This is a genomic window from Saccharothrix sp. NBAS 001 (assembly GCF_056640475.1).
In genome coordinates this window covers 7,235,315-7,260,800 of sequence record NZ_CM153251.1, presented here as the reverse complement: position 1 = coordinate 7,260,800, position 25,486 = coordinate 7,235,315, and the positions used below count along the sequence as shown (strand labels likewise).

23 protein-coding genes and 1 pseudogene are annotated in these 25,486 nt (G+C 73.0%); 15 read left to right on the top strand and 9 right to left on the bottom strand.

What is annotated here, in order from left to right; genetic code table 11:
* Positions 1-32 precede the first annotated feature (32 nt).
* Positions 33-1,655 (top strand): chaperonin GroEL, encoded by a 1,623-nt coding sequence (gene groL, locus AC0HI0_RS31330; RefSeq protein WP_480927102.1) that lies wholly within the window; start codon positions 33-35, stop codon positions 1,653-1,655.
* A gap of 229 nt (positions 1,656-1,884) precedes the next feature.
* On the opposite strand, the gene AC0HI0_RS31325 is transcribed toward groL, so the two are convergent.
* Entirely contained in the window at positions 1,885-2,181 is a 297-nt protein-coding gene (locus AC0HI0_RS31325; RefSeq protein WP_360940659.1) for a WhiB family transcriptional regulator, read from the bottom strand.
* A 189-nt stretch (positions 2,182-2,370) separates the two neighbouring features.
* On the opposite strand from AC0HI0_RS31325, the gene AC0HI0_RS31320 reads away from it, so the two are divergent.
* From AC0HI0_RS31320 to AC0HI0_RS31300, 5 genes and pseudogenes are all read left to right on the top strand, one after another.
* Positions 2,371-3,393: a MerR family transcriptional regulator gene (locus AC0HI0_RS31320; RefSeq protein ID WP_480934432.1), complete on the top strand. Its 1,023-nt coding sequence runs from the start codon at positions 2,371-2,373 to the stop codon at positions 3,391-3,393.
* 43 nt (positions 3,394-3,436) lie between these two features.
* A complete protein-coding gene (locus AC0HI0_RS31315) occupies positions 3,437-4,336 on the top strand; it encodes a hypothetical protein (protein WP_480927101.1) in 900 nt (299 codons plus the stop codon).
* Between the two features lie 80 nt (positions 4,337-4,416).
* Positions 4,417-5,012 (top strand): annotated as a pseudogene (locus AC0HI0_RS31310) (response regulator transcription factor).
* Between the two features lie 234 nt (positions 5,013-5,246).
* Complete coding sequence (locus AC0HI0_RS31305; protein WP_360731249.1) at positions 5,247-5,819, top strand: sigma-70 family RNA polymerase sigma factor; 573 nt, start codon at positions 5,247-5,249, stop codon at positions 5,817-5,819.
* Positions 5,820-6,755 carry an anti-sigma-D factor RsdA gene (locus AC0HI0_RS31300; RefSeq protein ID WP_480927100.1) on the top strand — a complete coding sequence of 312 codons (936 nt, stop codon included), beginning with the start codon at positions 5,820-5,822 and terminating at the stop codon, positions 6,753-6,755.
* Positions 6,756-6,919: 164 nt separating this feature from the next.
* On the opposite strand, the gene AC0HI0_RS31295 is transcribed toward AC0HI0_RS31300, so the two are convergent.
* Complete coding sequence (locus AC0HI0_RS31295) at positions 6,920-7,369, bottom strand: DUF5319 domain-containing protein (protein ID WP_480927099.1); 450 nt, start codon at positions 7,367-7,369, stop codon at positions 6,920-6,922.
* 68 nt (positions 7,370-7,437) lie between these two features.
* Here AC0HI0_RS31295 and guaB point away from each other — a divergent pair, with 68 nt between their 5' ends.
* The 3 genes from guaB (at position 7,438) to AC0HI0_RS31280 (ending at position 12,046) form a co-directional block, all read left to right on the top strand.
* Positions 7,438-8,949 carry an IMP dehydrogenase gene (gene guaB / locus AC0HI0_RS31290; RefSeq protein ID WP_480927098.1) on the top strand — a complete coding sequence of 504 codons (1,512 nt, stop codon included), beginning with the start codon at positions 7,438-7,440 and terminating at the stop codon, positions 8,947-8,949.
* A 45-nt stretch (positions 8,950-8,994) separates the two neighbouring features.
* Positions 8,995-10,128 (top strand): GuaB3 family IMP dehydrogenase-related protein, encoded by a 1,134-nt coding sequence (locus tag AC0HI0_RS31285; RefSeq protein WP_480927097.1) that lies wholly within the window; start codon positions 8,995-8,997, stop codon positions 10,126-10,128.
* A 205-nt stretch (positions 10,129-10,333) separates the two neighbouring features.
* A complete protein-coding gene (locus AC0HI0_RS31280) occupies positions 10,334-12,046 on the top strand; it encodes an FAD-dependent oxidoreductase (protein ID WP_480927096.1) in 1,713 nt (570 codons plus the stop codon).
* 1 nt (position 12,047) lies between these two features.
* Here AC0HI0_RS31280 and AC0HI0_RS31275 read toward each other — a convergent pair whose 3' ends face one another.
* Positions 12,048-12,374: a hypothetical protein gene (locus AC0HI0_RS31275; protein ID WP_480927095.1), complete on the bottom strand. Its 327-nt coding sequence runs from the start codon at positions 12,372-12,374 to the stop codon at positions 12,048-12,050.
* A gap of 101 nt (positions 12,375-12,475) precedes the next feature.
* On the opposite strand from AC0HI0_RS31275, the gene AC0HI0_RS31270 reads away from it, so the two are divergent.
* Together AC0HI0_RS31270 and AC0HI0_RS31265 are read left to right on the top strand one after the other, a co-directional pair.
* Positions 12,476-13,435, top strand: a complete 960-nt coding sequence (locus AC0HI0_RS31270) for an MBL fold metallo-hydrolase (RefSeq protein ID WP_480927094.1) — start codon at positions 12,476-12,478, stop codon at positions 13,433-13,435.
* The gene (locus tag AC0HI0_RS31265) at positions 13,432-14,889 is read left to right on the top strand and encodes an FAD-dependent monooxygenase (protein WP_480927093.1); all 1,458 of its coding nucleotides are present in this window, start codon (positions 13,432-13,434) and stop codon (positions 14,887-14,889) included. The genes AC0HI0_RS31270 and AC0HI0_RS31265 overlap by 4 nt, the downstream gene beginning before the upstream one ends.
* Here the strand turns inward: AC0HI0_RS31265 and AC0HI0_RS31260 are convergent.
* Both AC0HI0_RS31260 and AC0HI0_RS31255 read right to left on the bottom strand, forming a co-directional pair.
* The gene (locus tag AC0HI0_RS31260; RefSeq protein WP_480927092.1) at positions 14,870-16,222 is read right to left on the bottom strand and encodes a cytochrome P450; all 1,353 of its coding nucleotides are present in this window, start codon (positions 16,220-16,222) and stop codon (positions 14,870-14,872) included. The two genes, AC0HI0_RS31265 and AC0HI0_RS31260, sit on opposite strands and share 20 nt — an antisense overlap.
* Positions 16,222-17,013 carry an SDR family NAD(P)-dependent oxidoreductase gene (locus tag AC0HI0_RS31255; protein WP_480927091.1) on the bottom strand — a complete coding sequence of 264 codons (792 nt, stop codon included), beginning with the start codon at positions 17,011-17,013 and terminating at the stop codon, positions 16,222-16,224. The genes AC0HI0_RS31260 and AC0HI0_RS31255 overlap by 1 nt, the downstream gene beginning before the upstream one ends.
* A 176-nt stretch (positions 17,014-17,189) precedes the next feature.
* Here AC0HI0_RS31255 and AC0HI0_RS31250 point away from each other — a divergent pair, with 176 nt between their 5' ends.
* Complete coding sequence (locus AC0HI0_RS31250) at positions 17,190-17,774, top strand: TetR/AcrR family transcriptional regulator (RefSeq protein ID WP_480927090.1); 585 nt, start codon at positions 17,190-17,192, stop codon at positions 17,772-17,774.
* Here the strand turns inward: AC0HI0_RS31250 and AC0HI0_RS31245 are convergent.
* Positions 17,771-19,216: an aldehyde dehydrogenase family protein gene (locus tag AC0HI0_RS31245; RefSeq protein WP_480927089.1), complete on the bottom strand. Its 1,446-nt coding sequence runs from the start codon at positions 19,214-19,216 to the stop codon at positions 17,771-17,773. The two genes, AC0HI0_RS31250 and AC0HI0_RS31245, sit on opposite strands and share 4 nt — an antisense overlap.
* Positions 19,217-19,262: 46 nt before the next feature.
* Between AC0HI0_RS31245 and guaA the strand changes: the two genes are divergently transcribed.
* Positions 19,263-20,828: a glutamine-hydrolyzing GMP synthase gene (gene guaA, locus AC0HI0_RS31240; protein ID WP_480927088.1), complete on the top strand. Its 1,566-nt coding sequence runs from the start codon at positions 19,263-19,265 to the stop codon at positions 20,826-20,828.
* 151 nt (positions 20,829-20,979) lie between these two features.
* On the opposite strand, the gene AC0HI0_RS31235 is transcribed toward guaA, so the two are convergent.
* Both AC0HI0_RS31235 and AC0HI0_RS31230 read right to left on the bottom strand, forming a co-directional pair.
* Positions 20,980-21,183, bottom strand: a complete 204-nt coding sequence (locus tag AC0HI0_RS31235) for a hypothetical protein (protein WP_480927087.1) — start codon at positions 21,181-21,183, stop codon at positions 20,980-20,982.
* Positions 21,176-22,387 (bottom strand): PspC domain-containing protein, encoded by a 1,212-nt coding sequence (locus AC0HI0_RS31230; RefSeq protein ID WP_480927086.1) that lies wholly within the window; start codon positions 22,385-22,387, stop codon positions 21,176-21,178. Before AC0HI0_RS31230 ends, AC0HI0_RS31235 begins: the two co-directional genes overlap by 8 nt.
* A gap of 110 nt (positions 22,388-22,497) precedes the next feature.
* Between AC0HI0_RS31230 and AC0HI0_RS31225 the strand changes: the two genes are divergently transcribed.
* Complete coding sequence (locus AC0HI0_RS31225; RefSeq protein WP_480927085.1) at positions 22,498-23,898, top strand: PspC domain-containing protein; 1,401 nt, start codon at positions 22,498-22,500, stop codon at positions 23,896-23,898.
* Positions 23,895-24,560, top strand: a complete 666-nt coding sequence (locus AC0HI0_RS31220) for a response regulator (protein WP_480927084.1) — start codon at positions 23,895-23,897, stop codon at positions 24,558-24,560. Before AC0HI0_RS31225 ends, AC0HI0_RS31220 begins: the two co-directional genes overlap by 4 nt.
* 30 nt (positions 24,561-24,590) lie before the next feature.
* Here the strand turns inward: AC0HI0_RS31220 and AC0HI0_RS31215 are convergent, their stop codons facing one another.
* On the bottom strand, positions 24,591-25,484 hold the full coding sequence (locus AC0HI0_RS31215; RefSeq protein WP_480927083.1) for a LysR family transcriptional regulator: 894 nt from the start codon (positions 25,482-25,484) through the stop codon (positions 24,591-24,593).
* Positions 25,485-25,486 lie beyond the last annotated feature (2 nt).

The window sequence follows — 25,486 nt, the reverse complement described above, 5'->3', positions numbered from 1 at the left end:
TTTCGCGCATCACGAGGAGAGGCTGTAGGCACATGCCCAAGCAGATCAGCTTCGACGAGGACGCTCGTCGGGCACTTGAGCGCGGCGTGAACAAGCTCGCGGACACGGTCAAGGTGACCCTCGGTCCGCGCGGCCGGCACGTCGTGCTGGACAAGAAGTTCGGCGGTCCGACGGTCACCAACGACGGTGTGACCATCGCCCGCGAGATCGAGCTGGACGACGCGTTCGAGAACCTGGGCGCGCAGCTCGCCAAGAGCGTCGCGACCAAGACCAACGACGTGGCCGGCGACGGCACGACGACCGCGACCGTGCTGGCCCAGGCCATGGTGCGGGTCGGTCTGCGCAACGTCGCCGCGGGTGCGAACCCGACGTCGCTGGGCCGCGGCATCCAGGCCGCCGCCGACGCCGTCGTGGACGCCCTCAAGGGCAAGGCCACCCCGGTCAAGGGCCGCGACAACATCGCCCAGGTCGGCACCGTCTCCTCCCGGGACGAGTCGATCGGCGCGCTGCTCGGCGAGGCCATCGAGAAGGTCGGCGAGGACGGTGTGATCACCGTCGAGGAGTCCTCGACGCTGGCCACCGAACTCCAGATCACCGAGGGCGTGCAGTTCGACAAGGGCTACATCTCGGCGCACTTCGCGACCGATCTGGAAGCCCAGGAGACGGTGTTCGAGGACGCCCGCATCCTGCTGCACCGCGAGAAGATCAGCGCCCTGGCCGACCTGCTCCCGCTGCTGGAGAAGGTCGCCGAGGCCGGCAAGCCGCTGGTCATCGTCGCCGAGGACGTCGAGGGCGAGGCGCTGTCCACCCTGGTGGTCAACGCCCTGCGCAAGACGCTGCGCGTCGTGGCGGTCAAGGCCCCGTACTTCGGCGACCGCCGCAAGGCGTTCCTGGACGACCTCGCGGTCGTCACCGGCGGCCAGGTCATCGCCGCCGAGGTGGGCCTGAAGCTGTCCGAGGCCAACCTGGACGTGCTGGGCTCGGCGCGGCGGATCGTGGTGTCCAAGGACAACACGACCATCGTCGACGGCGGCGGCGCCAAGGCCGACGTGGCCGGTCGCGCGGAGCAGCTGCGCCGCGAGATCGAGGCCACCGACTCCGACTGGGACCGCGAGAAGCTCCAGGAGCGGCTGGCGAAGCTCTCCGGCGGCATCGCGGTGATCAAGGTCGGCGCGGCCACCGAGACCGAGCTGAAGGAGCGCAAGCACCGCATCGAGGACGCGGTCGCCGCCACCAAGGCCGCGGTCGAGGAGGGCATCGTGCCCGGCGGCGGTTCGGCGCTGATCCACGCGGCCAAGGTGCTCGACGGCGGGCTCGGCCTGTCCGGTGACGAGGCGACCGGTGTCGCGATCGTCCGCGAAGCCCTCGGCTCGGCGCTGTTCTGGATCGCCGCGAACGCGGGCCTCGAAGGCGCGGTCGTGGTGAACAAGGTCCGCGAGGGCGACTGGGGCTTCGGCCTCAACGCGGCCACGCTGGTCTACGGCGACCTGCTGGAGGCCGGGATCATCGACCCGGTCAAGGTCACCCGTTCGGCGGTCTCGAACGCCGCTTCCATCGCCCGCATGGTGCTCACCACGGAGAGCGCCGTCGTGGAGAAGAAGGAAGAGGAGCCCGCCGGGGCCGGTCACGGCCACGGCCACGGGCACGGCCACTGAGGCCGGTCGGGACCGGGTGCTGAGGTTCGCGCGAACGGGCTAACCCGTGCGGGCGACCTCGCGCCCACGTGAGCGCGGAAGGGGCGGTGCCGAGGCGCCGCCCCTTCCGGCGTTCCCGGACACCCCGGCCGAGCCTCGGCCGAAGCCCCGACCAGGCCCGGAGCGCGGCGAAGGGGCGGCACCTGCGGATGCCGCCCCTTCGCCACGCTCCGACCTCGACCGGGTCCGGTCAGGTCAGCACCGGCTGTCGTTTGCGGGCCTTGATGATGCTGTCGCGTTCGGATTCCGAGAGCCCGCCCCAGATTCCGTACGGCTCCTGTACCGCCAGCGCGTGCCGGCGGCACATCTCCAGCACGGGACACGACAGGCACACGGCTTTTGCCCGTGCCTCCCGCCGCGCCCGCGCAGGTCCTCGCTCTCCATCCGGGTGGAAGAAGAACGCACTGTCCATCCCGCGGCAGGAGCCGCGCATCTGCCAGTCCCACAGATCGGCGTTGGGACCGGGAAGCCTTCGGGTGTCCGCCATCGAGACCGCCTCCTTGGCCCACTGACGTGAACTGCTCCATTCGGCTTAACGATGATCCACCGTAGAACCGCGCCAAAACTTGTTCAAGGGGGTCGGCGTCAGAAAGATGCCAATTCATTCGATGGGTGATCAGTCGAGGTCACCCCAGGAGTTGCCGGTAACGTCTCGTGAACGGACGATGTCAGCGTGATGACGCCCCCCGAGCACACCGCGGCGACGCCGGACGGCGAGCGGGAAACGGTTGCGGCAGAAGATGATCCTGCGCATTCGGTGACCTTGTCGGTGGCCGCGGTGGCCCGCCGGCTGGGCGTCGCGCCGGCCACTTTGCGCACGTGGGACCGCCGCTACGGCCTCGGACCCAGTGATCACACAACCGGGCGACACCGGAAGTACGCCCCGAAGGACGTGGCCCGGCTGGAGCTGATGCAGCGGGCCCTGCTGCGGGGCGCGTCGAGCGCCGAGGCGGCCAAGTACGCCCTCGCCGCGCCCGTGCCGCAGCCCCGGCTGGTCAGCACCACCCCGACCCGGCTCCCGGTGCTCACCGGCGGCGAGTTCGACGCCTCGTCGCAGCCCTCGGGCGGGCGCGGGCTGAAGCTGCCCGGTGCGAGCCGGCTCGCCCGGGGGGTCGGCCGGGCCGCGCTGGCGATGGACTCCTCCGCCGTCCAGCTGCTGCTGGCCGACTCGATCGCGCAGGACGGCGTGATCGCCACCTGGGACGACGTGGTCCGCCCGGTGATCGCCGCGATCGCCTCCCGCTGGGAGCACTCCGGCGCGGGGGTCGAGGTGTCGCACCTGCTGGACGAGTGCGTGCTGGCCGCGACGCTGCGGGCCACCCCGCTCGTGGCCGAGCCGCGCAACCACCGGCCCGTGCTGCTCGCCTGCATGCCCGAGGAGCGGCACAACCTGGCGCTCTACCCGCTGGCGGCGGCGCTCGCGGAGCGCGGGGTCGGCATCCGCCAGCTCGGCGCGGCCCTCCCGCTCGACGCCCTGGCCGCCGCCGTGCGCCGGACCGCGCCGGCCGCCGTCGTGCTGTGGGCCCAGCTCCCGCGCTACGCCGATCCGGGCGCGGTGTCCGCGCTGCCCCGGACGCGCCAGCAGGTGCGGGTGTTCGTCGGCGGGCCGGGCTGGGCGCGCGGCGTGGTGCCCTCGCCCGCCGAGCGGATCAACGGCCTGGCGGGCGCGGTCGACGCGATCGAGCGCGCCGTCTGCTGACCGCCCCGGCCGGGCCGGGGCGCGACCGGCGGACAATGGCCGGGTGGACACAGCGCGCGGTGCGGCGTTCGGCGACCGGCCGGGGGCGGACGTCCGGCGCGCGGCGACCGGTCCGCCCCGGGAGCGCTGGTTCGCGGCGGTCGCGCTGGGCGGCCAGGGGCACTACGCCGCCGCCGCCACCCTGCTGCACCCGCTCGTCCGGTCCGGTGATCGACTGATCGCGTCGCTGGCCGCCTCCACGCTCGCCTCGCACCGCCGCCAGCTCGGCTCGCACGCCACCGCCCGCCGGTTCGACGCGCTGGCCCTGGCCGCCGCCCCGGACTCGCCGGGGTCCGACCACGACGGGGTCGACGCGGCGGGCGCGCGGGCGGACGCCCTGCTGGGCCTGGCCGCCGACGCGCTGGGCGCGGGGCGGCTCGCGGAGGCCCGGCTGCTGCACTCGCGGGTGGTCACGCGGAGCTGGCGCAGCGCGGTCCGCGAGCGCTGGGTGGCCGCCGAGATCGAACTCGCCTCCGGTCACGCGGAGCGAGCGGTCGCGCCCGCCGAACGGGCCCTCGAACACGCCGAGGCGGCCGGTGCAACACGACACATCCTCAAGTCCCGACTCGTCCTGGGGACCGCGTCAGTGGTGTGGGGGACACCCGAAAGCGTCGATCGGGGCGTCCGTTTGCTAGAGTGTGACCTAAATCACACTGACCGCCACGGGCTTCTCTCGTTGTCCTGGCCGACGGCACTTGTGCTCCTGACCAGCCCCGTTGTCCGCAATCCTGCGGAGACCGCGAAGGTCCGGAAATCCGCCCTCAACGCTCTGAGCTGCGTGTTACGCAGAGCTGATCCGATCAGCCGACGACTCGCCGCCCACTCTCCGTGGATCCCGACGGCGCTGCTCCGTTCCGGGGAACCCCCGAACGCAGACGCTCAGACGAACTTCTTGACGGATTAAGCACCGGATCGTGTCAAGGTTCGGCCCCTAGCGTCCGATAGGGGAAGTGGAACGTCACTCGGCTGCAGGAAGGAGTCCCCGTGACCACGGTCCTTATTTGCGACGACCGGCGCAGTGTGCGGGAGGGTCTCACCCGCGTGATGTCGGCTGTCCCAGGGGTCAGCCGCATCGACTGCGTAGCGCACGGTGACGAGTTGTTGGCCCGGTTCTCTCGGCAGCCGGTCGACGTGGTGCTGGTGGGAACCCAGCGCGCCGTCCCGACCGGGGTCGAAGCGACCCGGCGACTCGTCTCGGCCAACCCGCAGGCAAACGTCATCGTGTTCGGCGCACCGGACGACGCGGGCAGCATCGCCGCGGCGATCGCCGCGGCGCCCGGGGCTACCTCCGCTGGGACGCCTCGCGCCCCGAGCTGGTGGCCGCGCTCGCGCACACGTTGGCGAGCACCTCCGTCCCCGCACCGCGCCAGCCGTCCGATCCGGGCGTCCAGCTGACGGAGCGGGAACTCCAGGTGCTGCGCGGGATGAGCCAGGGCAAGAGCAACGGGCAGATCGGGCGCGAGCTCTACCTGTCGGAGGACACCGTCAAGACCCACGCGCGCCGGCTGTTCCGCAAGCTCGGCGTCCGTGACCGCGCCCAGGCCGTCGCGCACGGCTTCCGGCGCGGCCTCGTGTCGTAAGGCCGGTCACACCAACCGGCACTCCTTCCTCCGGTCAGCCCGGTGACGCAACCGTCGCCGGGCTGGTTCGTTGTTCCGGGCGTGTCGGCAGGTCGTGGGGGGTCTTTGGACCCCTTTTGCGAACATCCGGCTCGCGGACCGGTACGGTTAGTGTCACCGGTACGGGCGACGTCGATCGTCCCGTGCCGTTCGTTGTCGGTACGCCTACACGTAACACCAGGGCTGTTGTCTGCGATGACCAACTTGGGGGACGGACTGGACGCCGAAGTGGGCGCAGCCGTCGATGGCGACCGCCACGCGATCGAGCGACTGCTGGCGTCTATACGTCCCTTGGTGGTGCGGTACTGCCGCGCCCGAGTCGGAAGGCAGGAGAGGTCTTTCGCTTCGGCGGACGACGTGGCCCAGGAGGTGTGTCTCGCGGTGCTGACGGCCTTGCCCAGCTATCGCGACCAGGGTCGGCCGTTCTTGGCGTTCGTCTACGGGATCGCAGCGCACAAGGTCGCCGACGCGCATCGCTCAGCCGCCCGGAACCGGTCCGAACCGGTCCCGGAGGTGCCGGACGCGCCGGAGACCGAAGCCGGACCGGAGCAGCGCGCCATGCAGGGCGAGCTGTCCGGGCGGATGGCCCAACTCCTGAAGGTCCTTCCGGAGAAGCAGCGGGAAATCCTGCTGCTCCGAGTGGTCGTCGGCCTGTCGGCCGAGGAGACCGCCGACGCCGTCGGCTCCACGCCGGGCGCGGTGCGGGTGGCGCAACACCGCGCCTTGGCCCGCCTCCGCAAGACCTTGGCAGCGGAGGAGGTGGTCTGAGTGGCCGACCAGCACGAGAAGGGCGATGGACAAGTCGTGCGCGGACGAGACGAGAGAACCCCGCTCACCTCGGATGACCCCCTGGTTGATCCCGGCGACGACCTCGCCGGCATCCGGGCGGACGACGCGTTGCTGGACGCGCTGGGCGGGCGTGGCCAGACCGATGCGTTGGTCGACGACGAGCTGAACGCGCTGCTCCTGGCGTGGCGGCGCGAAGTCGACAGTCGTCCCATGGGTGAGCTGGTCGACACCGATACCGCCGTGGCCACGATCGCCGCGGCCCGCCCCCAGCAGCGGGGGCGCCACCGTTTCCTGATCCCCCTCGCGAGCGCCGCCGCGGTGCTCGCCATCGCGTTCACCGGGGTCAGCCTGGTCGCCCGCGACGCCCAGCCGGGCGACGCCCTCTGGGGCCTGACCAGGGTGCTCTACTCGGACCACGCCCGGTCGGTGGAAGCCGCCGTGACGGTCCGCACCGACCTGGAGACCGCCCGCGCCGCGCTCAGCGCCGGCCGGTACGGCGAGGCCCGGGACCTGCTCAACCGCGCGAGCGAGGCACTGCCCTCGATCTCGGTGGACGACGGCAAGGCCGACCTCAAGGAGCGGCACGACTCGCTGCTGCGCGAGTTGACCAGCACCACGCCGGCCCCGACGAACACGCCCGCCGCGTCGACCTCGCAGTCGACCACCGCGCAGCCGACCACGCCGTCGGTCCAGCCGACCACGTCGCAGCCGACCACCACGGTCGAGCCGACGACGACCACCACGACGCCGACCACGACGACCAACGCGCCGCCCACCACGGACGGTTCGGTCGCGCCCCCGCCGACCGGCAGCGGCGAGTCCAGCGGCGGCGAGCAGCCCCGCAGCGACCCCGGCAGCGCGGGCACGCCCGTGCAGCCCGGCAACAACAGCCCGGCGGCGACCGGGGGCAACTGACCTCGGACCCGCACCGGATGCCCGTCACCTCACCCGAGGCGGCGGGCATCCGCCGTTCGTGGCGGGTGCGGACCGCGAGGTGTCGACGGCTGTCCGGAACGAGTGGAAGGTCCGGTTCGCCCCAGCGGGTGTGACGAGTGATCGGTCACATTCCGGGCGACGGGTCAGCGGGCGCTCTCGGTCGCCGTCACGCCGTCGGCGTACCCGCGGCAGTACTCCCAGCTGACGTACGAGGTCGGGTCCGGGTCGTAGGCCGGCTCGTGCGGCCGCATCCGGCCGTCGGCCAGCAGCTGCTCCAGGCTCGACCGCAGCAGCGCCCAGTCGTGGTAGTGCGGCTCCTGGCACTCGCCGCAGTCCACGACGATCCCTCTGACCCCGCGAGGTTCGAGCAGCGCCTGGTAGACCGCGAGGTCGCTCAGGTCGCCGACCAACTCCGCCCGCTCGACGTCGTCCATCGGCGGGTGGTCGTGGTCGTCTTCGGGCTCGCCGAGGGCCCGCGCCGGGTCCTCGGGGTCGCCCGCGAACGGGTCTGGTGGCAACGCGTCGTGCGGCACGACCACGCACGGTACCGGGCAGACCCCCGACCACGTCCAGATACCATGGGCTGAACCCATCGCCGCCTGCGGAAAACCCCATCCGCGCGCGGCGGGATCACCGCACGACGGAAGGCAAGCCAGCCGCCATGACCAGCGAGCTCAACGCTGACGGAGTCCCGCCCAAGTTCGCCATGCTGGGACTGACCTTCGACGACGTCCTGCTGCTGCCGGCCGAGTCCGAGATCGTGCCGAGCGGTGTGGACACCAGCACCAGGATCTCCCGCAACATCACCCTCCGGGTCCCGCTGGCCTCGGCCGCGATGGACACCGTGACCGAGGGCCGGATGGCCATCTCGATGGCCCGCCAGGGCGGCATCGGCGTCCTGCACCGCAACCTGTCGATCGAGGAGCAGGCCCGCCAGGCGGAGACCGTGAAGCGGTCCGAGGCGGGCATGGTGAGCGACCCGGTGACCTGCACCCCGGACGACACCATCAAGCACGTGGACGACCTGTGCGCCCGCTACCGGATCTCCGGCGTGCCGGTGACCGACGCGCAGGGCAAGCTCGTCGGCATCATCACCAACCGGGACATGCGCTTCGAGGTGGACCACTCCCGCAAGGTGAGCGAGGTCATGACCAAGGGCCCGCTGGTCACCGCGCAGGTCGGCGTCTCGGCCGACGCGGCGCTGGGCCTGCTGCGCCGGCACAAGATCGAGAAGCTGCCGATCGTCGACGGCGACAACCGGCTGCGCGGCCTGATCACGGTCAAGGACTTCGTCAAGACCGAGCAGTACCCGAACGCCTCCAAGGACCCGGACGGCCGGCTGCTGTGCGCCGCGGCGATCGGCGTCGGCGAGGACAGCTTCGCCCGCGCGATGACGCTGGCCGAGGCGGGCATCGACGTGATCATGGTCGACACCGCGCACGGCCACCAGCGCAACGTGCTGGAGATGGTCGCCCGGGTGAAGAAGGAACTCGGCGACGAGGTCGACGTGGTCGGCGGCAACATCGCGACCCGGGCCGGCGCGCAGGCGCTGGTGGACGCGGGCGCGGACGGCGTGAAGGTCGGCGTCGGCCCCGGCTCGATCTGCACCACGCGGGTGGTCGCGGGCGTGGGCGTGCCGCAGATCTCGGCGATCTACGAGGCGTCGCTGGCGTGCGCGCCGGCGGGCGTGCCGGTGATCGGCGACGGCGGCATCCAGTACTCCGGCGACATCGCGAAGGCGATCGCCGCGGGCGCGAGCGCGGTCATGCTGGGCAGCCTGCTGGCGGGCACCGCCGAGGCGCCCGGCGAGCTGGTCCTGGTCAACGGCAAGCAGTTCAAGACCTACCGGGGCATGGGCTCGCTGGCCGCGCTCCAGGGCCGGGGCGAGGCCAAGTCGTACTCGAAGGACCGCTACTTCCAGGACGACGTGCTGTCCGAGGACAAGCTGGTGCCCGAGGGCATCGAGGGCCGCACGCCGTTCCGCGGCCCGCTGTCGTCGGTGGTGCACCAGCTCGTCGGCGGCCTGCGCGCGGCCATGGGCTACACCGGCTCGAAGACGGTCGCGGACCTCCAGCTCAAGCAGTTGGTGCGGATCACCGCAGCGGGTCTGAAGGAAAGCCACCCGCACGACATCACGATGACCGTGGAAGCGCCGAACTACACCACGCGCTGAGCTAGGTTCCACGGGTAAGCCCGCTCCACGAGAGGACGAAACAAGGTGCGCGATCTGGTCGAGATCGGCATGGGCCGGACCGCGAGGCGGGCCTACGAGCTGGACGACGTCGAGATCATCCCCTCCCGCAGGACCCGGTCGTCCAAGGACGTCTCGACGGCCTGGCAGATCGACGCCTACCGGTTCGAGATCCCGCTGATCACCCACCCGACGGACGCGATCGTCTCGCCCGGCACGGCGGTGGCGGTCGGCGAACTCGGCGGGCTGGGCGTGCTCAACGCCGAGGGCCTGTGGGCCCGGCACGGCGACGTGGACGAGGCGCTGTTCCGGCTGGTGCAGTCGGTGGAGGACACCGACGACCCGGCCGCCCCGGTGAAGGTGCTCCAGGAGCTGCACTCCGCGCCGGTCCGGCTGGACCTGATCGCCGAGGCGATCAAGCAGGTGCGCGAGTCGGGCGTCACGGTGGCGGTGCGGGTCAGCCCGCAGCGGGCCGCCGAGCTGACCCCGGACCTGCTCGCCGCGGGCGTGGAGATCCTGGTCGTGCAGGGCACGATCATCTCCGCCGAACACGTCTCGCGCGACGGCGAGCCGCTGAACCTGAAGTCGTTCATCGCGGACCTGGACATCCCGGTCATCGCGGGCGGCGTCGGCGACTACCGGACGGCGATGCACCTGATGCGCACCGGCGCGGCGGGCGTGATCGTCGGCTACGGCTACACGCCGGGGGTCACCACGACCGACGCGGTGCTGGGCATCGGCGTGCCGATGGCCACGGCCATCTCCGACGCGGCGGCGGCCCGCCGGGACTACCTGGACGAGACCGGCGGCCGGTACGTGCACGTGATCGCCGACGGCGGGGTGCTGACCAGCGGTGACGTGGCGAAGTCGATCGCCTGCGGCGCCGACGCGGTGATGCTGGGCGAACCGCTGGCCGCCGCGTCCGAGGCACCGGGCCAGGGCCTGTACTGGACGTCGTCGTCGGCGCACCCGTCGGTACCGCGCAGCCACGTCTCGACCGGCGTGGACCAGGTGGTCGACCTGCGCAGCCTGCTGTTCGGGCCGTCGGTGGACCCGCGCGGCGTGACGAACCTGTTCGGTTCGCTGCGCCGGGCCATGGCCAAGACCGGCTACTCCGACATCAAGGAGTTCCAGAAGGTCGGCCTGACCGTACGGGGTTAGTACCGCGCCTGACCCACGATCCCGCGAGCCCGACCACCACGCGAGGCCGCGTCGGCCTGTCGCGCCGCCTTCCACCCCGATCACGCCCTTCGATCGGGGTGGAAGACGGCGCGATGGGCCGACTTCCCGGCGGCCGAGCCGCCGCGACGAAGTCGCGGCAATCCAGCACTAGCTGTTACTCGAAGTTACGCCTAATCTCGCGGGCATGGGTGAACTCGTCGGTAACAAGACCGATTACGACGTCGTGGTCGTGGGTTCGGGCTTCGGCGGCAGCGTCGCGGCCCTCCGGCTCACCGAGAAGGGCTACCGGGTCGCCGTCGTCGAGGCGGGTCGGCGCTTCGCCGACCACGAGTTCGCCAAGACCTCGTGGGACCTGCGGCGCTACCTGTGGGCGCCGGCCTTGGGCTGCTACGGCATCCAGCGCATCCACGCCCTGCGCAACGTGATGATCCTGGCCGGCGCGGGCGTCGGCGGTGGGTCGCTGGTCTACGCGAACACCCTGTACCGGCCGCTCAAGCCGTTCTACACCGACCGGCAGTGGGCGCACATCACCGACTGGGAAGCCGAACTCGCCCCGTTCTACGACCAGGCGAGCCGGATGCTGGGCGTGGTGGAGAACCCCACGACCACCCCGTCCGACGAGGTCATGCAGCGGGTCGCGGCGGACCTGGGGGTGGCCGACTCGTACCACGCGACGCCGGTCGGCGTGTTCTTCGGCGAGCCCGGCAAGACCGCCGAGGACCCGTACTTCGGCGGCGCGGGCCCGCACCGCACCGGGTGCGTGGAGTGCGGCGAGTGCATGACCGGCTGCCGGGTCGGCGCGAAGAACACCCTGGTCAAGAACTACCTGTACCTGGCCGAGCGGAACGGTGCGCGGGTGCTGCCGCTGACCACCGTCACCGGCCTGCGGCAGGAGCCGGACGGCACGTGGTCGATCGGCACCCGGCGCACCGGCGGCCGGTTGCGCAAGGGCCGGCGGACCATCACCGCGGGTCAGGTCGTGCTCGCCGCCGGCACCTGGGGCACCCAGCAGCTGCTGCACCGGATGAAGGCCGAGGGCGCGCTGCCCCGGCTCTCGCCCCGGCTCGGCGAGCTGACCCGGACGAACTCCGAGGCGATCATCGGCGCGGGCCGGTTCACCGTGGACGAGAACCGCAACTTCAGCCAGGGCGTGGCGATCACCTCGTCCATCCACCCCGACGAGCAGACCCACATCGAGCCGGTGCGCTACGGCAAGGGCAGCAACGCCATGGGCCTGCTCCAGACGTTGTCCACGGACGGTGCGAAGAGCACGCCGCGAGTGCTCCAGTTCCTGATCCAGGCGGTGCGGCACCCGGTGCGGTTCCTGCGGATCGTGTCGGTGCACCGGTGGAGCGAGCGGACGGTGATCCTGCTGGTGATGCAGAGCCTGGACAACTCCATCACCACGTTCAGCCGCAAGGGGTTGTTCGGTCGCAAGCTGTCCTCCAAGCAGGGCCACGGCGAGCCGAACCCGGCGTTCATCCCGGCCGGGCACGCGGCGAACCAGTCGGCGGCCGAGCACATCGGGGGCGTGGCCGGCGGCACCTGGGGCGAGCTGTTCAACATCCCGCTGACCGCGCACTTCATCGGCGGCTGCCCGATCGGCTCGGACGCCGCCTCCGGCGTGATCGACCCGTACCACCGGGTGCACGGCTACCCGGGGCTGTCGGTGGTGGACGGGTCGGCGATCTCGGCGAACCTCGGCGTGAACCCGTCGCTGACCATCACGGCGCAGGCCGAGCGGGCGTTCTCGTTGTGGCCCAACAAGGGCGAGGCGGACGGCCGCCCGGAGCCGGGCGCCGGGTACCGGCGGGTGGCGGCGGTGCCGCCGGCGGCACCGGCCGTGCCGGCGTCCTCGCCGGGCGCGCTGCGGCTGCCGATCGTGGAGGTGAAGTAGGTCAGCCGAGCAACGCGCGCAGGCCCGCCACGACGTCCGGGGCGTTGCGCAGCCGCACGCCGTCCGGGAGCAGGACCAGGCCGTCCGACCGGGCGCGCGACACGACCCGCGCCCGTTCCCAGATCAGCACGATCTGGAGCGCGACGGCCCGGTGGGCGTGGTCCGCGGCGGTCCCGCGCGGCCTGCCGAAACGGCGGCGCAACTCCTTGGCCACGGTGTTGCGCCCTTTGTAGCCGCCCAGCCCGACGTCGGCGAACACGGCGGTGAACGTGTCGGCGGCGAGCGCCACGGCGTCCTCGCGGAGCAGGGCTTCCCGGCCGTCGGTCATGCGCGGCACGGTACCGGTGCCGGTGGTGCCGGGGGTGCATATGTGTTGAGGTGAAAAGCTCGTGGGCGCGCTCTCGCCGTGCCCGTCCTATGGTTGGGGGCGTGGCAGCGAAGCCGTTTGCGTCCAGTGCCGACCTCGCTCCGAAGGACGAGGTGTTCGTCGAACTCGCGGAGGGCGTCTACGCCCTGACCGCCGAAGGCGACCCGAACGTGGCCGCCGTCGAGGGCGCGGACTTCCTGGTCTGCATCGAGGCCAGAGCCACCCCGGTGGCCGCCCGGCGCTGGCTCGACCTGCTCCGCGAGCGCACCGACAAACCCGTCCGCTACCTGGTGCTGAGCCACTACCACGCGGTGCGCACGCTGGGCGCGAGCGCGTTCGGCGCGGACGAGGTCGTCGCGCACGAACTGACCAAGGCGCTGATCGCCGAGCGCGGCGAGCAGGACTGGGCCAGCGAGTACGGCCGGATGCCCAGGCTGTTCGAGCAACCCGAGTCGATCCCCGGCCTGACCTGGCCGACGCTCACCTTCTCCGACCGCCTCACCATCCCGCTCGGCGGCGACCGGGGCGACCTGGAACTGCGGTACTGCGGGCGCGGGCACACCGCGGGCGACATCGTGGCGTGGCTGCCGCACCAGCGGATCCTGTTCGCGGGCGACCTGGTCGAGTCGCAGGCCGCGCTCTACACCGGCGACGCCTTCCACGACGAGTGGGCGACGTCCACTTTGGACAACGTGCGCGCGCTCGGCGCGGAGCAGCTCGTGGGCGGGCGCGGCGCGGTGGCGCGGGACCGGGGCGAGGTGGAGGCCGCGATCGCGCAGTCCCGGCACTTCCTGGACGAACTGCGCCGCACGGTCGGCTCGGTGCACGTGAGCGGCGGCACGGTGGCGCAGGCGTTCGCGGCCGCGCACAAGGCGCTGGCCCCGCGTTACGGGCGCTGGCCGATCTTCGAGCACTGCCTGCCGTTCGACGTGCAGCGGTACTGGGACGAGTGCTCGGGCGTGGACTGGCCGAGGGTCTGGACGGCCGAGCGGGACCGCGAGGTGTGGGCGGCGCTCCAGTGAGCCCCGCGCCCATCGGCGGCGAGGTCACCTCGGTCCGGGCGGCCGGCGACCGGCCCCGGCCCGGTGCCCTCGCGCGGGCCGCCGCGACGCCGGGACCGGCGTCCCCGGCAGGCGTCGTGCGCCCGGCGGCCGGTCGGCGTCCGGCGCGGCGCGGCGGCGACGACCCGGTGCTGGTGGTGGGGGCGGGACCGGTCGGCATGACGGCCGCGCTGCTGCTGGCGCGGGCCGGTGTGCCGAGCGTGGTGCTGGAGGCGGCCGGGCGGCGGACCGCCGCGGGCAGCCGGGCCATCTGCGTCCAGCACGACGTGCTCAACATCCTGGAACGGGTCGGCGCGGGCCGGGCGGTCGCGGACGCCGGCGTGACCTGGTACCGGGGCCGGACGTTCTACCGGGGCCGCGAGGTCGCCACCGTGGAACTGCCGCGCCGGCGGGGCTTCCCGCCGTTCGTGAACACGCCGCAGACCGAGGTGGAGCGCATCCTGGAGGCCCGGGTCCGGGAGGAGCCGCTGATCGACCTGCGGTGCGGGCAGCGGGTGGTGGCCGTCGCGCAGGGCGACCACGTCGAACTCACCACCGACACCGACACCTTCCGGGGCACGCACTGCCTGGCCGCCGACGGCTCCCGCTCCGCCGTCCGGGACCTGCTCGGCATCGGCTTCCCCGGCCACTCGTTCGACGACCTGTTCGTCATCGCCGACATCGCGGTCGACCTGGGGCACCCGGAACCCGAGCGGCTGTTCCACTTCGACCCGGACTGGAACCCCGGCCGGCAGGTGCTGCTGCACCCGCAGCCCGGCGGCGTCTACCGGATCGACTGGCAGGTGCCCGAGGGCTTCCGGCTGGAGGAGGGGCACATCCGGGAGATCGTCGGCGACCGCCCGTACGAGGTGCGCTGGCAGTCCACCTACCGGTTCCACCAGCGCCGGGCCACCGCGTTGCGGGACGGCCGGGTGCTGCTGGTGGGCGACGCGGCGCACGTGATGAGCCCGTTCGGCGCGCGCGGCCTGAACTCCGGGATCTGCGACGCGGACAACGCGGTGTGGAAGGTCGTGCTGGACCGGCGCGGCGAGGCGGGCCCGGACCTGCTGCCCTCCTACGAGCGGGAGCGCGCGGCGGCGGCCGACGAGAACCTCCGGGTCACCGGGGACACCATGCGGTTCCTGGTGCCGCGCACCGAGGAGGAGCACGCCCGCCGCCGCGAGGTGCTGGAGCGGGGCCGCGCCTCGGAGATCGACTCGGGTCGGCTGTTCGAGCCGTTCGCCTACCGCGACTCGCCGCTGACCAGCCCCGGCTGCACCGGGGAGCTGGTCGCGGACAGCGCCGGGGCGGGCCCCGACTTCACCGTCGCGGACGGCGTGCTGATCCGGCCGGACGGCCACCTCGCGGCGGTCGCGCCGACCGACCCGGCCGCCGCCCTGCGCCGGGCCAAGGGGTTCACCGGCGGCGCGGCGTGAGCCGGAAGCCCTCGGGCTTGAGCGTGAGCATCTCGGTGATCCGCAGCCGGTAGTCCGGGTCGGCGGCCAGGTCGTAGCGGCGCAGCACGGTGGCCAGCGCCAAGGTCGCCTCGTGCACCGCGAACTGCCGCCCGATGCACGCCCGCTCGCCGGTCCCGAACGGCTTGTAGCTGTGCGCGGGCCGGGCCTTGACCCGCTCGGGCGTGAACCGGTCCGGGTCGAACCGGGCGGGGTCCGGCCACACCTCGGGGTCGCGGTGCACCAGCGGCAGCAGCACCAGCGCCCACTGGCCCGCGCGCATCGGGTACCGGCCGCCCAGCACGGTGTCCGCCCGCGCCTCGCGCGCGTACCCCGGCGCGGTCGGCCACAGCCGCAACGCCTCGTCCAGCACCCGCCGCACGTACCGCAGCTTGGTGACCTGCTCGAACTCCGGCGTCTCGGCGTCGCCCCAGACCCGGTCGACCTCGTCGCGGGCGCGGGCGGTCACCTCGGGGTCGCGGGACAGGTAGTGCAGCGCGAACGAGAGCGCGCCGGAGGTGGTCTCGTGCCCGGCGATCAGGAACGTGATGACCTGGTTGCGGATGTTCACCTCGTCCAGCGCGCCCGAGGACAGCATCAGGCCGAGCAGGTCGGTGCCCGCGTCCCCGCGCCGCGACCGGATCACCTCGTCCACGACCTCGGCCAGGTAGGCGATGTCGGCGGCGTTGCGCCGCGCCGCCTCCCGCCGGGCCTTGCCGAACCCGAGCGGGGCCTGGAAGTTGCTGCGCTGCGCGTACCGCAGCGAGCCGAACATGGCCCGGACGAACGGGTGCGTCCGCTCGCGGCGGAACGAGTCGAACGAGTACCCGAACCCGACCCGGCCGATGGTCTCCAGGGTCAGCTTGGTCATGTCTGCCGACACGTCGACCTCGCCGCCCCGGTCCCACTCCGCGACCAGCTCGCCGACCACGTCGACCATCGCCGGGTGGTAGGCGCGCATCGCGCTCTGGGTGAACGCGGGCAGCAGCACGTCGTGCGCGGCCTTCCAGTTCGGCTCGTGGTTGTAGGCGGTGAACAGGCCGTCGCCGCCGACCGCGCGCAACGCGTCCACGCCCAGCGCGAGGTGCTTGGCGAACCGCGTCTCGTCGGCGAGGTCGGCGGTCAGCCCGCCGCCGGCCACGAACACCACCTCCTGGCTCAGGAACCGCCGGGTGAAGATCGGCCCGAGCCCCCGGCCGAGCTTCATGGTGTCCTGCACCGGGGTGCGGCGGCCGACGCCGATGACGTCGCCGAGCAACGGCACCCGCCGGCGCGGGTGCGGGATCGCGCGGGTGTCCATCCCCGGCGCGGGCATCAGCGCTTGGCCCGGTTCGCGGCCGACATCCGCTCCAGCACGTCGTCGGTGGCCAGCCGGCGCTGCAACCCCGCCGCGAAACCGGGGAACGCGCCGCCCAGCGTGCTCGCCGCGCGCAGCTCGACCGGGGCCACGTTGACCTCGGCGCGGTCCCGCTCGACGGCGTCCAGCACGCCCGCCGCGACCTGCTCGGGCGACACGGTCCGCATCCCGGGTGGCGGCTTCTGGCCGGTGTCGGCGAACATCCCGGCGTCCCGGACGAACCCCGGCTGCACCACGGACACGCCCACGCCGGTGCCGGCCAGGTCCTGCCGCAGCCCCAGCCCGAAACCGCGCAGGCCGAACTTGGTGGCGTTGTAGAGCGACGCGTGCGCCGAGGTCACCTTGCCCGCGAGCGAGCCGATGAGCACCACGTGCCCGCGCCGCCGGTCGACCATCGCGGGCACCAGGGCGTGGGCGAGGGCGATCGGGGCCTCCAGGTTGACCGCGAGCGCGCGGTGCACCTGCTCGGGCGTGAAGTCGGACAGCTTGCCGTTGGCGGGCAGGGCGGCGTTGGCGACCAGCACGTCCACCTCGCCGGCCTCGGCCGCCAGCCGGCGCACGTCGTCCGGGTCGGCCAGGTCGGCGACGATCGCGCGGGCCCCGGTCTCGGCGGTCAGCGCGTCCAGTTCGGCGACCTTCCGGCCGGTGAGCACGAGCTTCGCGCCACGCCGGTGCAGCGCGCGGGCGATGGCGTGCCCGAGGCCGCCGGTCGCGCCGGTCACCAGCACAGTCGTTCCTCTGACCTGCATGAACACTCCCCGGTTTCGGTCATCGGGTACCCGTGAGAGCTGGCCGGCGGGTACTGTTCGTTCGAACGAACAGTACCGTGGGGAGGGGTCGGCGTGTCGAGTCCGGACCTGGTCGGCCGCCACCGTCGGCCCGCACGGGTGGAATCGGCGCACGGGCGGCGGGGGAGAATGGCGGCATGACCAGACCCGCCGAGACCCGGCAGCGGATCATCGCGGCCGTGCTGCGGATCATCGGCGACGACGGCGTGGCGGGCGTGACCAACCGGCGCATCGCCCAGGAGGCGGGCGTTTCGCTCGGCTCGGTGACCTACCACTTCGCCACCCAGCAGGACCTGCTCAAGGCCAGCCTGCTGCACTTCGTCACCGAGGAGACCCGGCACTTCGGCGAGCTGACCCGGCAGACCCGAGGCGAGTGCGCGGACCTCCGGCAGGTCGTGCGGCTGGTCGGCCAGGTCGCCGACGCCATGCCGATGGACAGCGAGCGGATCGCGCCCTACGAGCTGTACCTGCACGCGGGCCGCGACCCGGAGCTGCGCAGCGCCGCCGCCGAGTGCTTCGCCGCCTACGACCAGCTCGCGGCCACCGTGCTGACCGCGCTCGGCGTGCCGGAGCCGGAGAAGGTCGCCAGTGCCGTGGTCGGCCTGGTGATGGGCCTGAAGCTGCGGGCCCTGGCGACCGGCTCCGACGCCGAGCACCTGGTGGACGCCCTGCTCATGCTGGCCAAGGGCGCCGAGCGGACCGCGTCCGGGACGACCCCCTAGAGGGCGATGCCGGTGAGCACCATCGTGCGCTGCTCGGTGAAGTCGTCCATCGCCGACCGCACGCCCTCGCGGCCCGTGCCGGAGCCCTTCACCCCGCCGTAGGGCATCTGGTCGGCCCGGTAGGACGGCACGTCGCCGATGATCACCCCGCCCACCTCCAGCTCGGCCGCCGCCTCGAACGCCACCGCGACGTCGCGGGTGAACACGCCGGCCTGCAAGCCGTAGTCGGTGGCGTTGGCCAGCTCGAACGCCTCGGCGGTGGACTTCACCACCGACACCGCCAGCACCGGCCCGAACACCTCGTCGCGCCACAGGTTCGCCGACGCGGGCACGTCCTGGACGACGGTCGGCTGCACCGACGTGCCGTCCCGGCCGCCGCCCAGGTGCAGGGTCGCCCCGGCGGCCACCGCCTCGGCCACCCACTCCTCGACCCGGCGCGCGTTGTCCTCGTCGATCAGCGGCCCGACCTCGACCTCGGGGTCGTGCGGGTCGCCGGTGCGCAGCGCGCGCACCGCGGCCACCAGCTTCGGCACGAACGCCTCGGCGACGTCCTGGTGCACCAGCACCCGCTGCACCGCGATGCACGACTGCCCGGCCTGGTAGTTGCCGAACGTGGCGATCCGGGACGCCGCCCAGTCCAGGTCCGGCCAGTCCGGGCAGACGATCGCGGCCGAGTTCGAGCCCAGCTCCATCAGCACGTGCTTGCGCGGCGCGGCGTCGGTCAGCGACCAGCCGACCGAGGTCGACCCGGTGAACGAGATCACCGGCAGCCGCTCGTCGGTGACCAGCGACTTCATGTCCGCGCCGCGCACCGGCAGCACGGAGAACACGCCCTCGGGCAGGTCGGTCTCGGCCAGCAGCTCGCCCAGCAGCAGCGCCGACAGCGGCGTGGCCGAAGCGGGTTTGACGATCACCGGAGCGCCCACCGCGAGCGCCGGGGCCACCTTGTGGGCGACCAGGTTCAGCGGGAAGTTGAACGGCGCGACGGCCAGCACCGGTCCGCGCGGCACCCGGCGGACCAGGGCCAGCCGGCCCTCGCCGGTGGTGTCGGTGTCCAGCCGCTGGAGGTCCCCGGTGAACCGGCGGGCCTCCTCGGCGGCGAACCGGAAGGTGTTCACCGCCCGGGTGACCTCGACGTTCGCCCACTTGAGCGGCTTGCCGTTCTCGGCGGTGATCGTCTCGGCGATCTCCTCGGCGCGGTCGGCCAGCGCGCGGGAGACCGCCAGCAGCGCCTCCGCGCGCACGTGCGCGGGCGTGCGGCGGAACTCCCGGGCCACCGAGGCCGCCGCCGCGATCGCCCGTTCCACCTGCTCGGGGCCCGGTACCGCGACCGACGCCACCTCCGTGCCGTCGAACGGGTGGTAGACGGTGATGGCCTGCGTGCCCTGCTCGGCGTGTCCGGCGATCCAGCAGGGACGTGGCTGCGGGGTGGTCGCGTCCATGCGCCCAACCTAGGCCGTTCCGCGCACCCGGTGCAGGTCTGAGACGATGTCGGCCGTGTCTGAGAGCAGCAACCGCCCAGTTCTGGTAGTCGACTTCGGGGCGCAGTACGCGCAGCTGATCGCCCGCCGGGTCCGCGAGGCGCAGGTGTACTCCGAGGTCGTGCCGCACACCACGTCCGTGGCGGAGCTGGCGGAGAAGGACCCGGCGGCCATCGTGCTGTCCGGCGGACCGTCAAGTGTGTACGAGCCGGGCGCGCCCCAGGTCGACCCCAAGCTGTTCGAACTCGGCGTCCCGGTGTTCGGCATCTGCTACGGCTTCCAGGCGATGGCCGGGGTGCTGGGCGGCACCGTCGAGCACACCGGCACCCGCGAGTACGGCCGCACCGAGCTGGACGTGACCGAGGCCGGCCTGCTGCACGAGGAGCTGCCCGGCACGCACCCGGTGTGGATGAGCCACGGCGACTGCGTGACCGCCGCCCCCGAGGGCTTCACGGTGACCGCGACCAGCGCCGGCGCGCCGGTGGCCGCGTTCGAGGACCGCGAGCGCCGGTTCGCCGGCGTCCAGTACCACCCCGAGGTCGGCCACTCGCCGCACGGCCAGGAGGTGCTGCGCCGGTTCCTGCACGAGATCGCGGGCATCCGGCCGCAGTGGACCACGTCGTCCATCGTGGACGAGCAGGTCGCGCGGATCCGCGAGCAGGTCGGCGACGGCAAGGCCATCTGCGGCCTGTCCGGCGGCGTGGACTCCGCGGTCGCCGCGGCGCTCGTGCAGCGGGCCATCGGCGACCGGCTGACCTGCGTGTTCGTCGATCACGGGCTGCTGCGCGCGGGCGAGCGCGCCCAGGTCGAGCGGGACTACGTGGCGGCGACCGGCGTGCGCCTGGTGACCGTGGACGCGCGCGAGCGGTTCCTGACCGCGCTGGCCGGCGTCACCGACCCGGAGGAGAAGCGCAAGATCATCGGCCGGGAGTTCATCCGGGTCTTCGAGCAGGCCGAGCGCGACCTCAAGGCCGAGGGCGACTACGAGTTCCTGGTGCAGGGCACCCTCTACCCGGACGTGGTCGAGTCCGGCGGTGGCGCGGGCGCGGCGAACATCAAGAGCCACCACAACGTGGGCGGCCTGCCCGACGACCTCCAGTTCACCCTGGTCGAGCCGCTGCGGGCGCTGTTCAAGGACGAGGTGCGCCGGGTCGGCACCGAGCTGGGCCTGCCGGAGACGATCGTGCAGCGCCAGCCGTTCCCCGGGCCGGGGCTGGGCATCCGGATCATCGGCGCGGTCGACGCCGAGCGGCTGGAGATCCTGCGCAAGGCCGACGCGATCGCCCGCGAGGAGCTGACCAGCGCGGGTCTGGACCGGGCGATCTGGCAGTGCCCGGTGGTCCTGCTGGCGGACGTGCGCAGCGTGGGCGTGCAGGGCGACGGCCGGACCTACGGCCACCCGGTGGTGCTGCGCCCGGTGTCCAGCGAGGACGCGATGACCGCCGACTGGACCCGCCTGCCCTACGACGTGCTGGAGCGCATCTCGACCCGGATCACCAACGAGGTGGCGGAGGTCAACCGCGTGGTGCTCGACGTGACGAGCAAGCCGCCGGGCACCATCGAGTGGGAGTGACGAGCCCCGCCTGACCAGGGGTCGCCGTACGCGTGAAGGCCACCTCGCGAACCTCGCGAGGTGGCCTTCACGACCCCCGGACTTCCCCCAGCGCCTACACCCCTGCCCCGATCTCCCCCCAGTGCTCCCGGATCCCCGGATCCCCTCCGGCTCAGCGCCTCCGGCGGGCCGAGCCCGCGAGCAGGCCCAGGCCGATCAGCATCGCGCCGCCCGCCAGGACCCACCTGAGGTCCAGGAACTCCGGCCACGACGCCCCGTCGGACAGCATGTAGGCGGCGGCGACCAGGGCGGCGGCCCCGAACACCAGGCCCACGACGTCCACGCCGCGCTTCTCGATCGTCTCCTGGTCAGCCACGGCTCACCACCACCTCTCCCACTCCGGCCCGCACGTCCAGCTCCAGTTTCAGCCCGCCCTCGCCGGCACCCTCGTCGACCACCGTCGCGGTGTTGTTCCGGCCACCCTTCTCCGGCCCCAGGCACTCGATCGAGCCGAGCCCGGTGTGGCAGGTCACGGTCACGTCCGCGTCGGCCGGCACCCGGACCTTCACACCGCCCACGCCCACCTCGACCGAGGTCTTCGCCGGCTTGTCGGTCCGCAGACCGGTCAGGTCCAGGTCGACGCTGCCCGCGTTGGTGTCGTACCGGGGCTGCAACTGCTCGATCGTCAGCGGCCGCGCGTTCACGTCCCCCACGTGGTCGGAGCCGTCGAACGTCGAGAAGTCCGCGCTGGTCAGCACCACCCCCGCGATGCTCAGCGGCACGACCAGGCCGATCAGCCCCCGGCCACCGCCGCGGAACGCGCCCACCAGCAGCCCCAGGCCCAGGGTGGCCACCACCAGGCCGGCGATGTGCGCCGCGGTGAACCAGTGGTTGTACGAGGACGCCACCAGCCCGCCCGCCAGCACCACCAGCGACAACCCGAACGTCGCGGCACCCACCCGGGACTTGCGGCGGCGGCGTTGCACCGGCCGCGCCGGCTGCTCGGCCGGCACCGCGCCGGTGGGCGTCGGCTCGGGCAGGTCCCACGCGAACGGGGCGGCACCCAGCGGGTCCCACGCCGGCGGTGTCACGCGGGCGGTCGGGGACTCGGCGGTATCCACGGGACTCACCTCGGGTGCGGAAGGTGGACGGTTGAGCGCGCCGCGACTGCGGTGCAGCAGGTAGATCGAGCCGACGGACAGCAGCACGCCGCCCACCATGGTGAAACCGCCGTCCACGAAGAAGCCCGTGGCGGGGAACACGGCCAGGCCCAGCAGCACGGTCAGCGGCACCGGCGTGGAGCTGCGGCCCCGGCCGATCAGCGCCTCGGCGGCGGACACCTCGTCGTCGGTCTGCGCCAGCCACAGCCAGCCCAGCAGGTAGATCAGGAAGCCCGCGCCGTTGCACAGGGCCATGGCCACGAACGCGACTCGGACGATGACCGGGTCGATCTGGTACCGCTGCGCGATACCGGCGGCGACGCCGGCGATCTTCCGCCCCTCGTGCGGCCGCCTGGGTCGGCTGACCCAGAAGTCCTTCAGCGTCTCCTCGACGCCGGCTGTGCTCAGGTTCCCGCTCACGGTGACGAGCATGGTTGTTCGGGGGACGATGCACATCGGGGACCCACCCTGAACCGCGCATCGGGTGGAACCCTGATGAAACCCGAAACCGCGCGTGTGACCATCAGGAGGTGAGTTCGCAGGTGGAGTCCACGCCCAAACCGGTCGACCCGACGGTGCCGAACCCGGTCGTGTCCGGCGCGACGGCGGCGCACCCCACCGTGCCGCATTCCGCTGTGCCGCATCCCGCTGGGCCGCATTCCGCTGGGCCGCACCCCACCGTGCCCAAAACGGCCTCGGGCAAGGCCGGTCGGGGGCCCGAGCCGGTGCGCAGGCGGCGGGCCGGGCGGGTGGTCGCGGGCGTGGCGGGCGGTGTCGCCGACCACCTCGGGGTCGAGGTGTTCTGGGTGCGGGCCGTGTTCGCCGCGCTCACCGCCCTCAACGGCGTCGGGATCGTGGCGTACGGCCTGCTGTGGCTGTTCGTGCCGCAACGCGCGGTGGACACCCCCGAGAAGCCCACCAAGCCCCGGGAGCGCCAGCAGGCGCTCGGCCTGGTCGCGCTGGGCATCGCCGCCGCGGTGGTCAGCGGGCTGCTGTCCGGGCCGGTCAGCGGCTGGATCGTGGGTCCGCTCGCGGTCGCCCTGGTCGGCGCGGCCGTGGTCTGGCGGGAGGCCGACGAGGCGCAGCGCCGGCGGTGGCGGGACGGGGCCAAGTCCGGCCTGTTCGGCACCGGCCGGGCCGCGCTGGTCCGGGTGCTGTCCGGGGTGGCGCTGGTCGCGATCGGCATCGGCGTGCTGCTGATCAGCAGCTACGGCATCGACCAGCTGCGGTTCGCGCTGCTGGCGGTGGTCGCCACGCTGGGCGGCGTGGCGGTGCTCACCGTGCCGCTGTGGATCAAGCTGATCAACGACCTGGGCGAGGAGCGCCGGGTCCGCATCCGCACCGAGGAGCGCGCCGAGATCGCCGCCCACCTGCACGACTCCGTGCTCCAGACGCTGGCGCTGATCCAGAAGCAGTCCGACAACCAGCGCGAGGTCAAGCGGCTGGCCCGGGGCCAGGAGCGGCAGCTGCGGGACTGGCTGTACGGGCCCGCGACGGGCGAGGACGGCCGGCCGACGGTGATGTCCGCCGCGATCGCCAAGGCGTCCGGCGAGGTCGAGGACCAGTTCGCGATCGCCGTCCAGCAGGTCGTGGTGGGCGACTGCGAGCTGGACCACAACCTGCTCGCGCTGGTCCAGGCGGCCCGCGAGGCGATGGTCAACGCGGCCAAGCACGCGGGCGTCGGCGAGATCAGCGTGTACGGCGAGGTCGAGCCCGAGCAGGTCACCGTGTTCGTGCGCGACCGGGGCAAGGGCTTCGACCCGGCGCTGGTCCCGGAGGACCGGCATGGCCTGGCCGACTCCATCCGGGGGAGGATGGACCGGCACGGCGGGGAAGTGCGGCTGCGCACCACGCCCGGCGAGGGCACCGAGGTGCAGCTGTACATGCCGAGGAAGACCGCCGGAAACCAGAAGACGGAGGCCAGGACGTGACAACCGAGAAGGCGCCGGTGCGGGTGTTCCTGGTGGACGACCACGCGCTGTTCCGGGCGGGGGTGCGCGCCGAACTCGACTCGATCACCGACGAGGTGGACGTGGTCGGCGAGGCGGGCTCGGTCGGCGAGGCGGTCGTCGGCATCGGCCACCTCAAGCCCGACGTGGTGCTGCTGGACGTGCACATGCCCGACGGCGGCGGTGCCGAGGTGCTGCGGCAGGTCCGCACGGCGCTGCCGGACGTGGTGTTCCTGGCGCTGTCGGTGTCGGACGCGGCGGAGGACGTGATCGCGGTCATCCGGGCGGGCGCGCGGGGCTACGTGACGAAGACCATCTCCAGCCAGGAATTGGTGCGCGCGGTGGTCCGGGTGTCCGAGGGCGACGCGGTGTTCAGCCCCCGGCTGGCCGGGTTCGTGCTGGACGCGTTCGCCGACCGGCCGGGCGCGGCCCCGATCAGCGACCCCGAACTCGACCTGCTCACGCCCCGGGAGCGCGACGTGCTGCGGCTGCTGGCGCGCGGCTACGCGTACAAGGAGATCGCGTCGGAGCTGTTCATCTCGGTGAAGACGGTCGAGACCCACGTGTCGAGCGTGCTGCGCAAGACCCAGCTCTCCAACCGCTACGAACTCTCCCGCTGGGCCTCCGACCGCCGCCTGGTCTGACCGGGCCCGCCCCCGCGCGGGGGCGGCGGGTCAGGCGACGGCGGCCTTGAGCGCGTCGAGCAGGGTCTGCACGGCGGGCGAGTTCAGGCTGTCCTCGCGGACGGCGGCGCAGATGGTGCGGGTCGGTTCGGGGCGGCGGAGCTTGCGGACGACCACCCCGGGGTGGATCACGCCCAGGCCCAGCTTCGGCACGATGGTCACGCCCAGCCCGGCCGCCACGAACCCCTGCGCGGTCGGGTAGTCGTCGGACTCCAGCACGAAGTTCGGCGCGAAACCGGCCGCCGCGCAGCCGTTGAGCACGATGTCGCGGCACGGGCCCGGCGGGTTCACCGCGTCCACCCACGGCTCGTCGGCCAGGTCGGCCAGGTCGAGCACCCGCTTGCGGGCCAGCTCGTGCCCGCGCGGCAGGACCGCCAGGTAGGGGTCGTCCAGCAGGTGGACCAGGTGCACCCCGCGCGGCGCCTCGGACAGCCCGTAGGCCACCGACAGCGCCACGTCCGCGCGGCCCGCCTCGATCTCGACCATCGGGTCGTCCGGCTCGGTCAGCTTCAGGTCCAGCTGCACGTCGGCGTGCCGCGCCTTGAACACGGCCACGGCCGGCGGCACGAGGGCCGCGCCCGCCGTGGCGAAGTACCGGACCCGCAGCCGCCCGGTGCGCCCCTCCCGCAGGTCGGCCAGCGCCGCCTCGGCCTCCACCAGCCGGTCGGTGATGTGGGCGGCGTGCTCGGTGAGCATCCGGCCCGCCGCGGTCGGCCGCACGCCCCGCCCGACCCGGTCCAGCAGGGGCAGCCCGGCCTGCTTCTCCAGGGCCGCGACCTGCTGGCTGATCGCCGACGGGGTGTAGCCGAGGTTCACCGCGGCGGCGGTGATGGAGCCGGTGGTGACCACGGCCCGGAGCACCTGCATGCGTCGCACGTCCAGCATCC

What these genes read in the sequence shown, in the direction of transcription:
- groL (WP_480927102.1), top strand. Translation starts at nt 33, where the DNA reads ATGCCCAAGCAGATCAGCTTCGACGAGGACGCTCGTCGGGCACTTGAG.
- AC0HI0_RS31325 (WP_360940659.1), bottom strand. Translation starts at nt 2,181, where the DNA reads ATGGCGGACACCCGAAGGCTTCCCGGTCCCAACGCCGATCTGTGGGAC.
- AC0HI0_RS31320 (WP_480934432.1), top strand. Translation starts at nt 2,371, where the DNA reads ATGACGCCCCCCGAGCACACCGCGGCGACGCCGGACGGCGAGCGGGAA.
- AC0HI0_RS31305 (WP_360731249.1), top strand. Translation starts at nt 5,247, where the DNA reads ATGACCAACTTGGGGGACGGACTGGACGCCGAAGTGGGCGCAGCCGTC.
- AC0HI0_RS31295 (WP_480927099.1), bottom strand. Translation starts at nt 7,369, where the DNA reads ATGGGTTCAGCCCATGGTATCTGGACGTGGTCGGGGGTCTGCCCGGTA.
- guaB (WP_480927098.1), top strand. Translation starts at nt 7,438, where the DNA reads ATGACCAGCGAGCTCAACGCTGACGGAGTCCCGCCCAAGTTCGCCATG.
- AC0HI0_RS31280 (WP_480927096.1), top strand. Translation starts at nt 10,334, where the DNA reads ATGGGTGAACTCGTCGGTAACAAGACCGATTACGACGTCGTGGTCGTG.
- AC0HI0_RS31275 (WP_480927095.1), bottom strand. Translation starts at nt 12,374, where the DNA reads ATGACCGACGGCCGGGAAGCCCTGCTCCGCGAGGACGCCGTGGCGCTC.
- AC0HI0_RS31260 (WP_480927092.1), bottom strand. Translation starts at nt 16,222, where the DNA reads ATGCCCGCGCCGGGGATGGACACCCGCGCGATCCCGCACCCGCGCCGG.
- AC0HI0_RS31255 (WP_480927091.1), bottom strand. Translation starts at nt 17,013, where the DNA reads ATGCAGGTCAGAGGAACGACTGTGCTGGTGACCGGCGCGACCGGCGGC.
- AC0HI0_RS31250 (WP_480927090.1), top strand. Translation starts at nt 17,190, where the DNA reads ATGACCAGACCCGCCGAGACCCGGCAGCGGATCATCGCGGCCGTGCTG.
- AC0HI0_RS31245 (WP_480927089.1), bottom strand. Translation starts at nt 19,216, where the DNA reads ATGGACGCGACCACCCCGCAGCCACGTCCCTGCTGGATCGCCGGACAC.
- guaA (WP_480927088.1), top strand. Translation starts at nt 19,263, where the DNA reads ATGTCGGCCGTGTCTGAGAGCAGCAACCGCCCAGTTCTGGTAGTCGAC.
- AC0HI0_RS31215 (WP_480927083.1), bottom strand. Translation starts at nt 25,484, where the DNA reads ATGCTGGACGTGCGACGCATGCAGGTGCTCCGGGCCGTGGTCACCACC.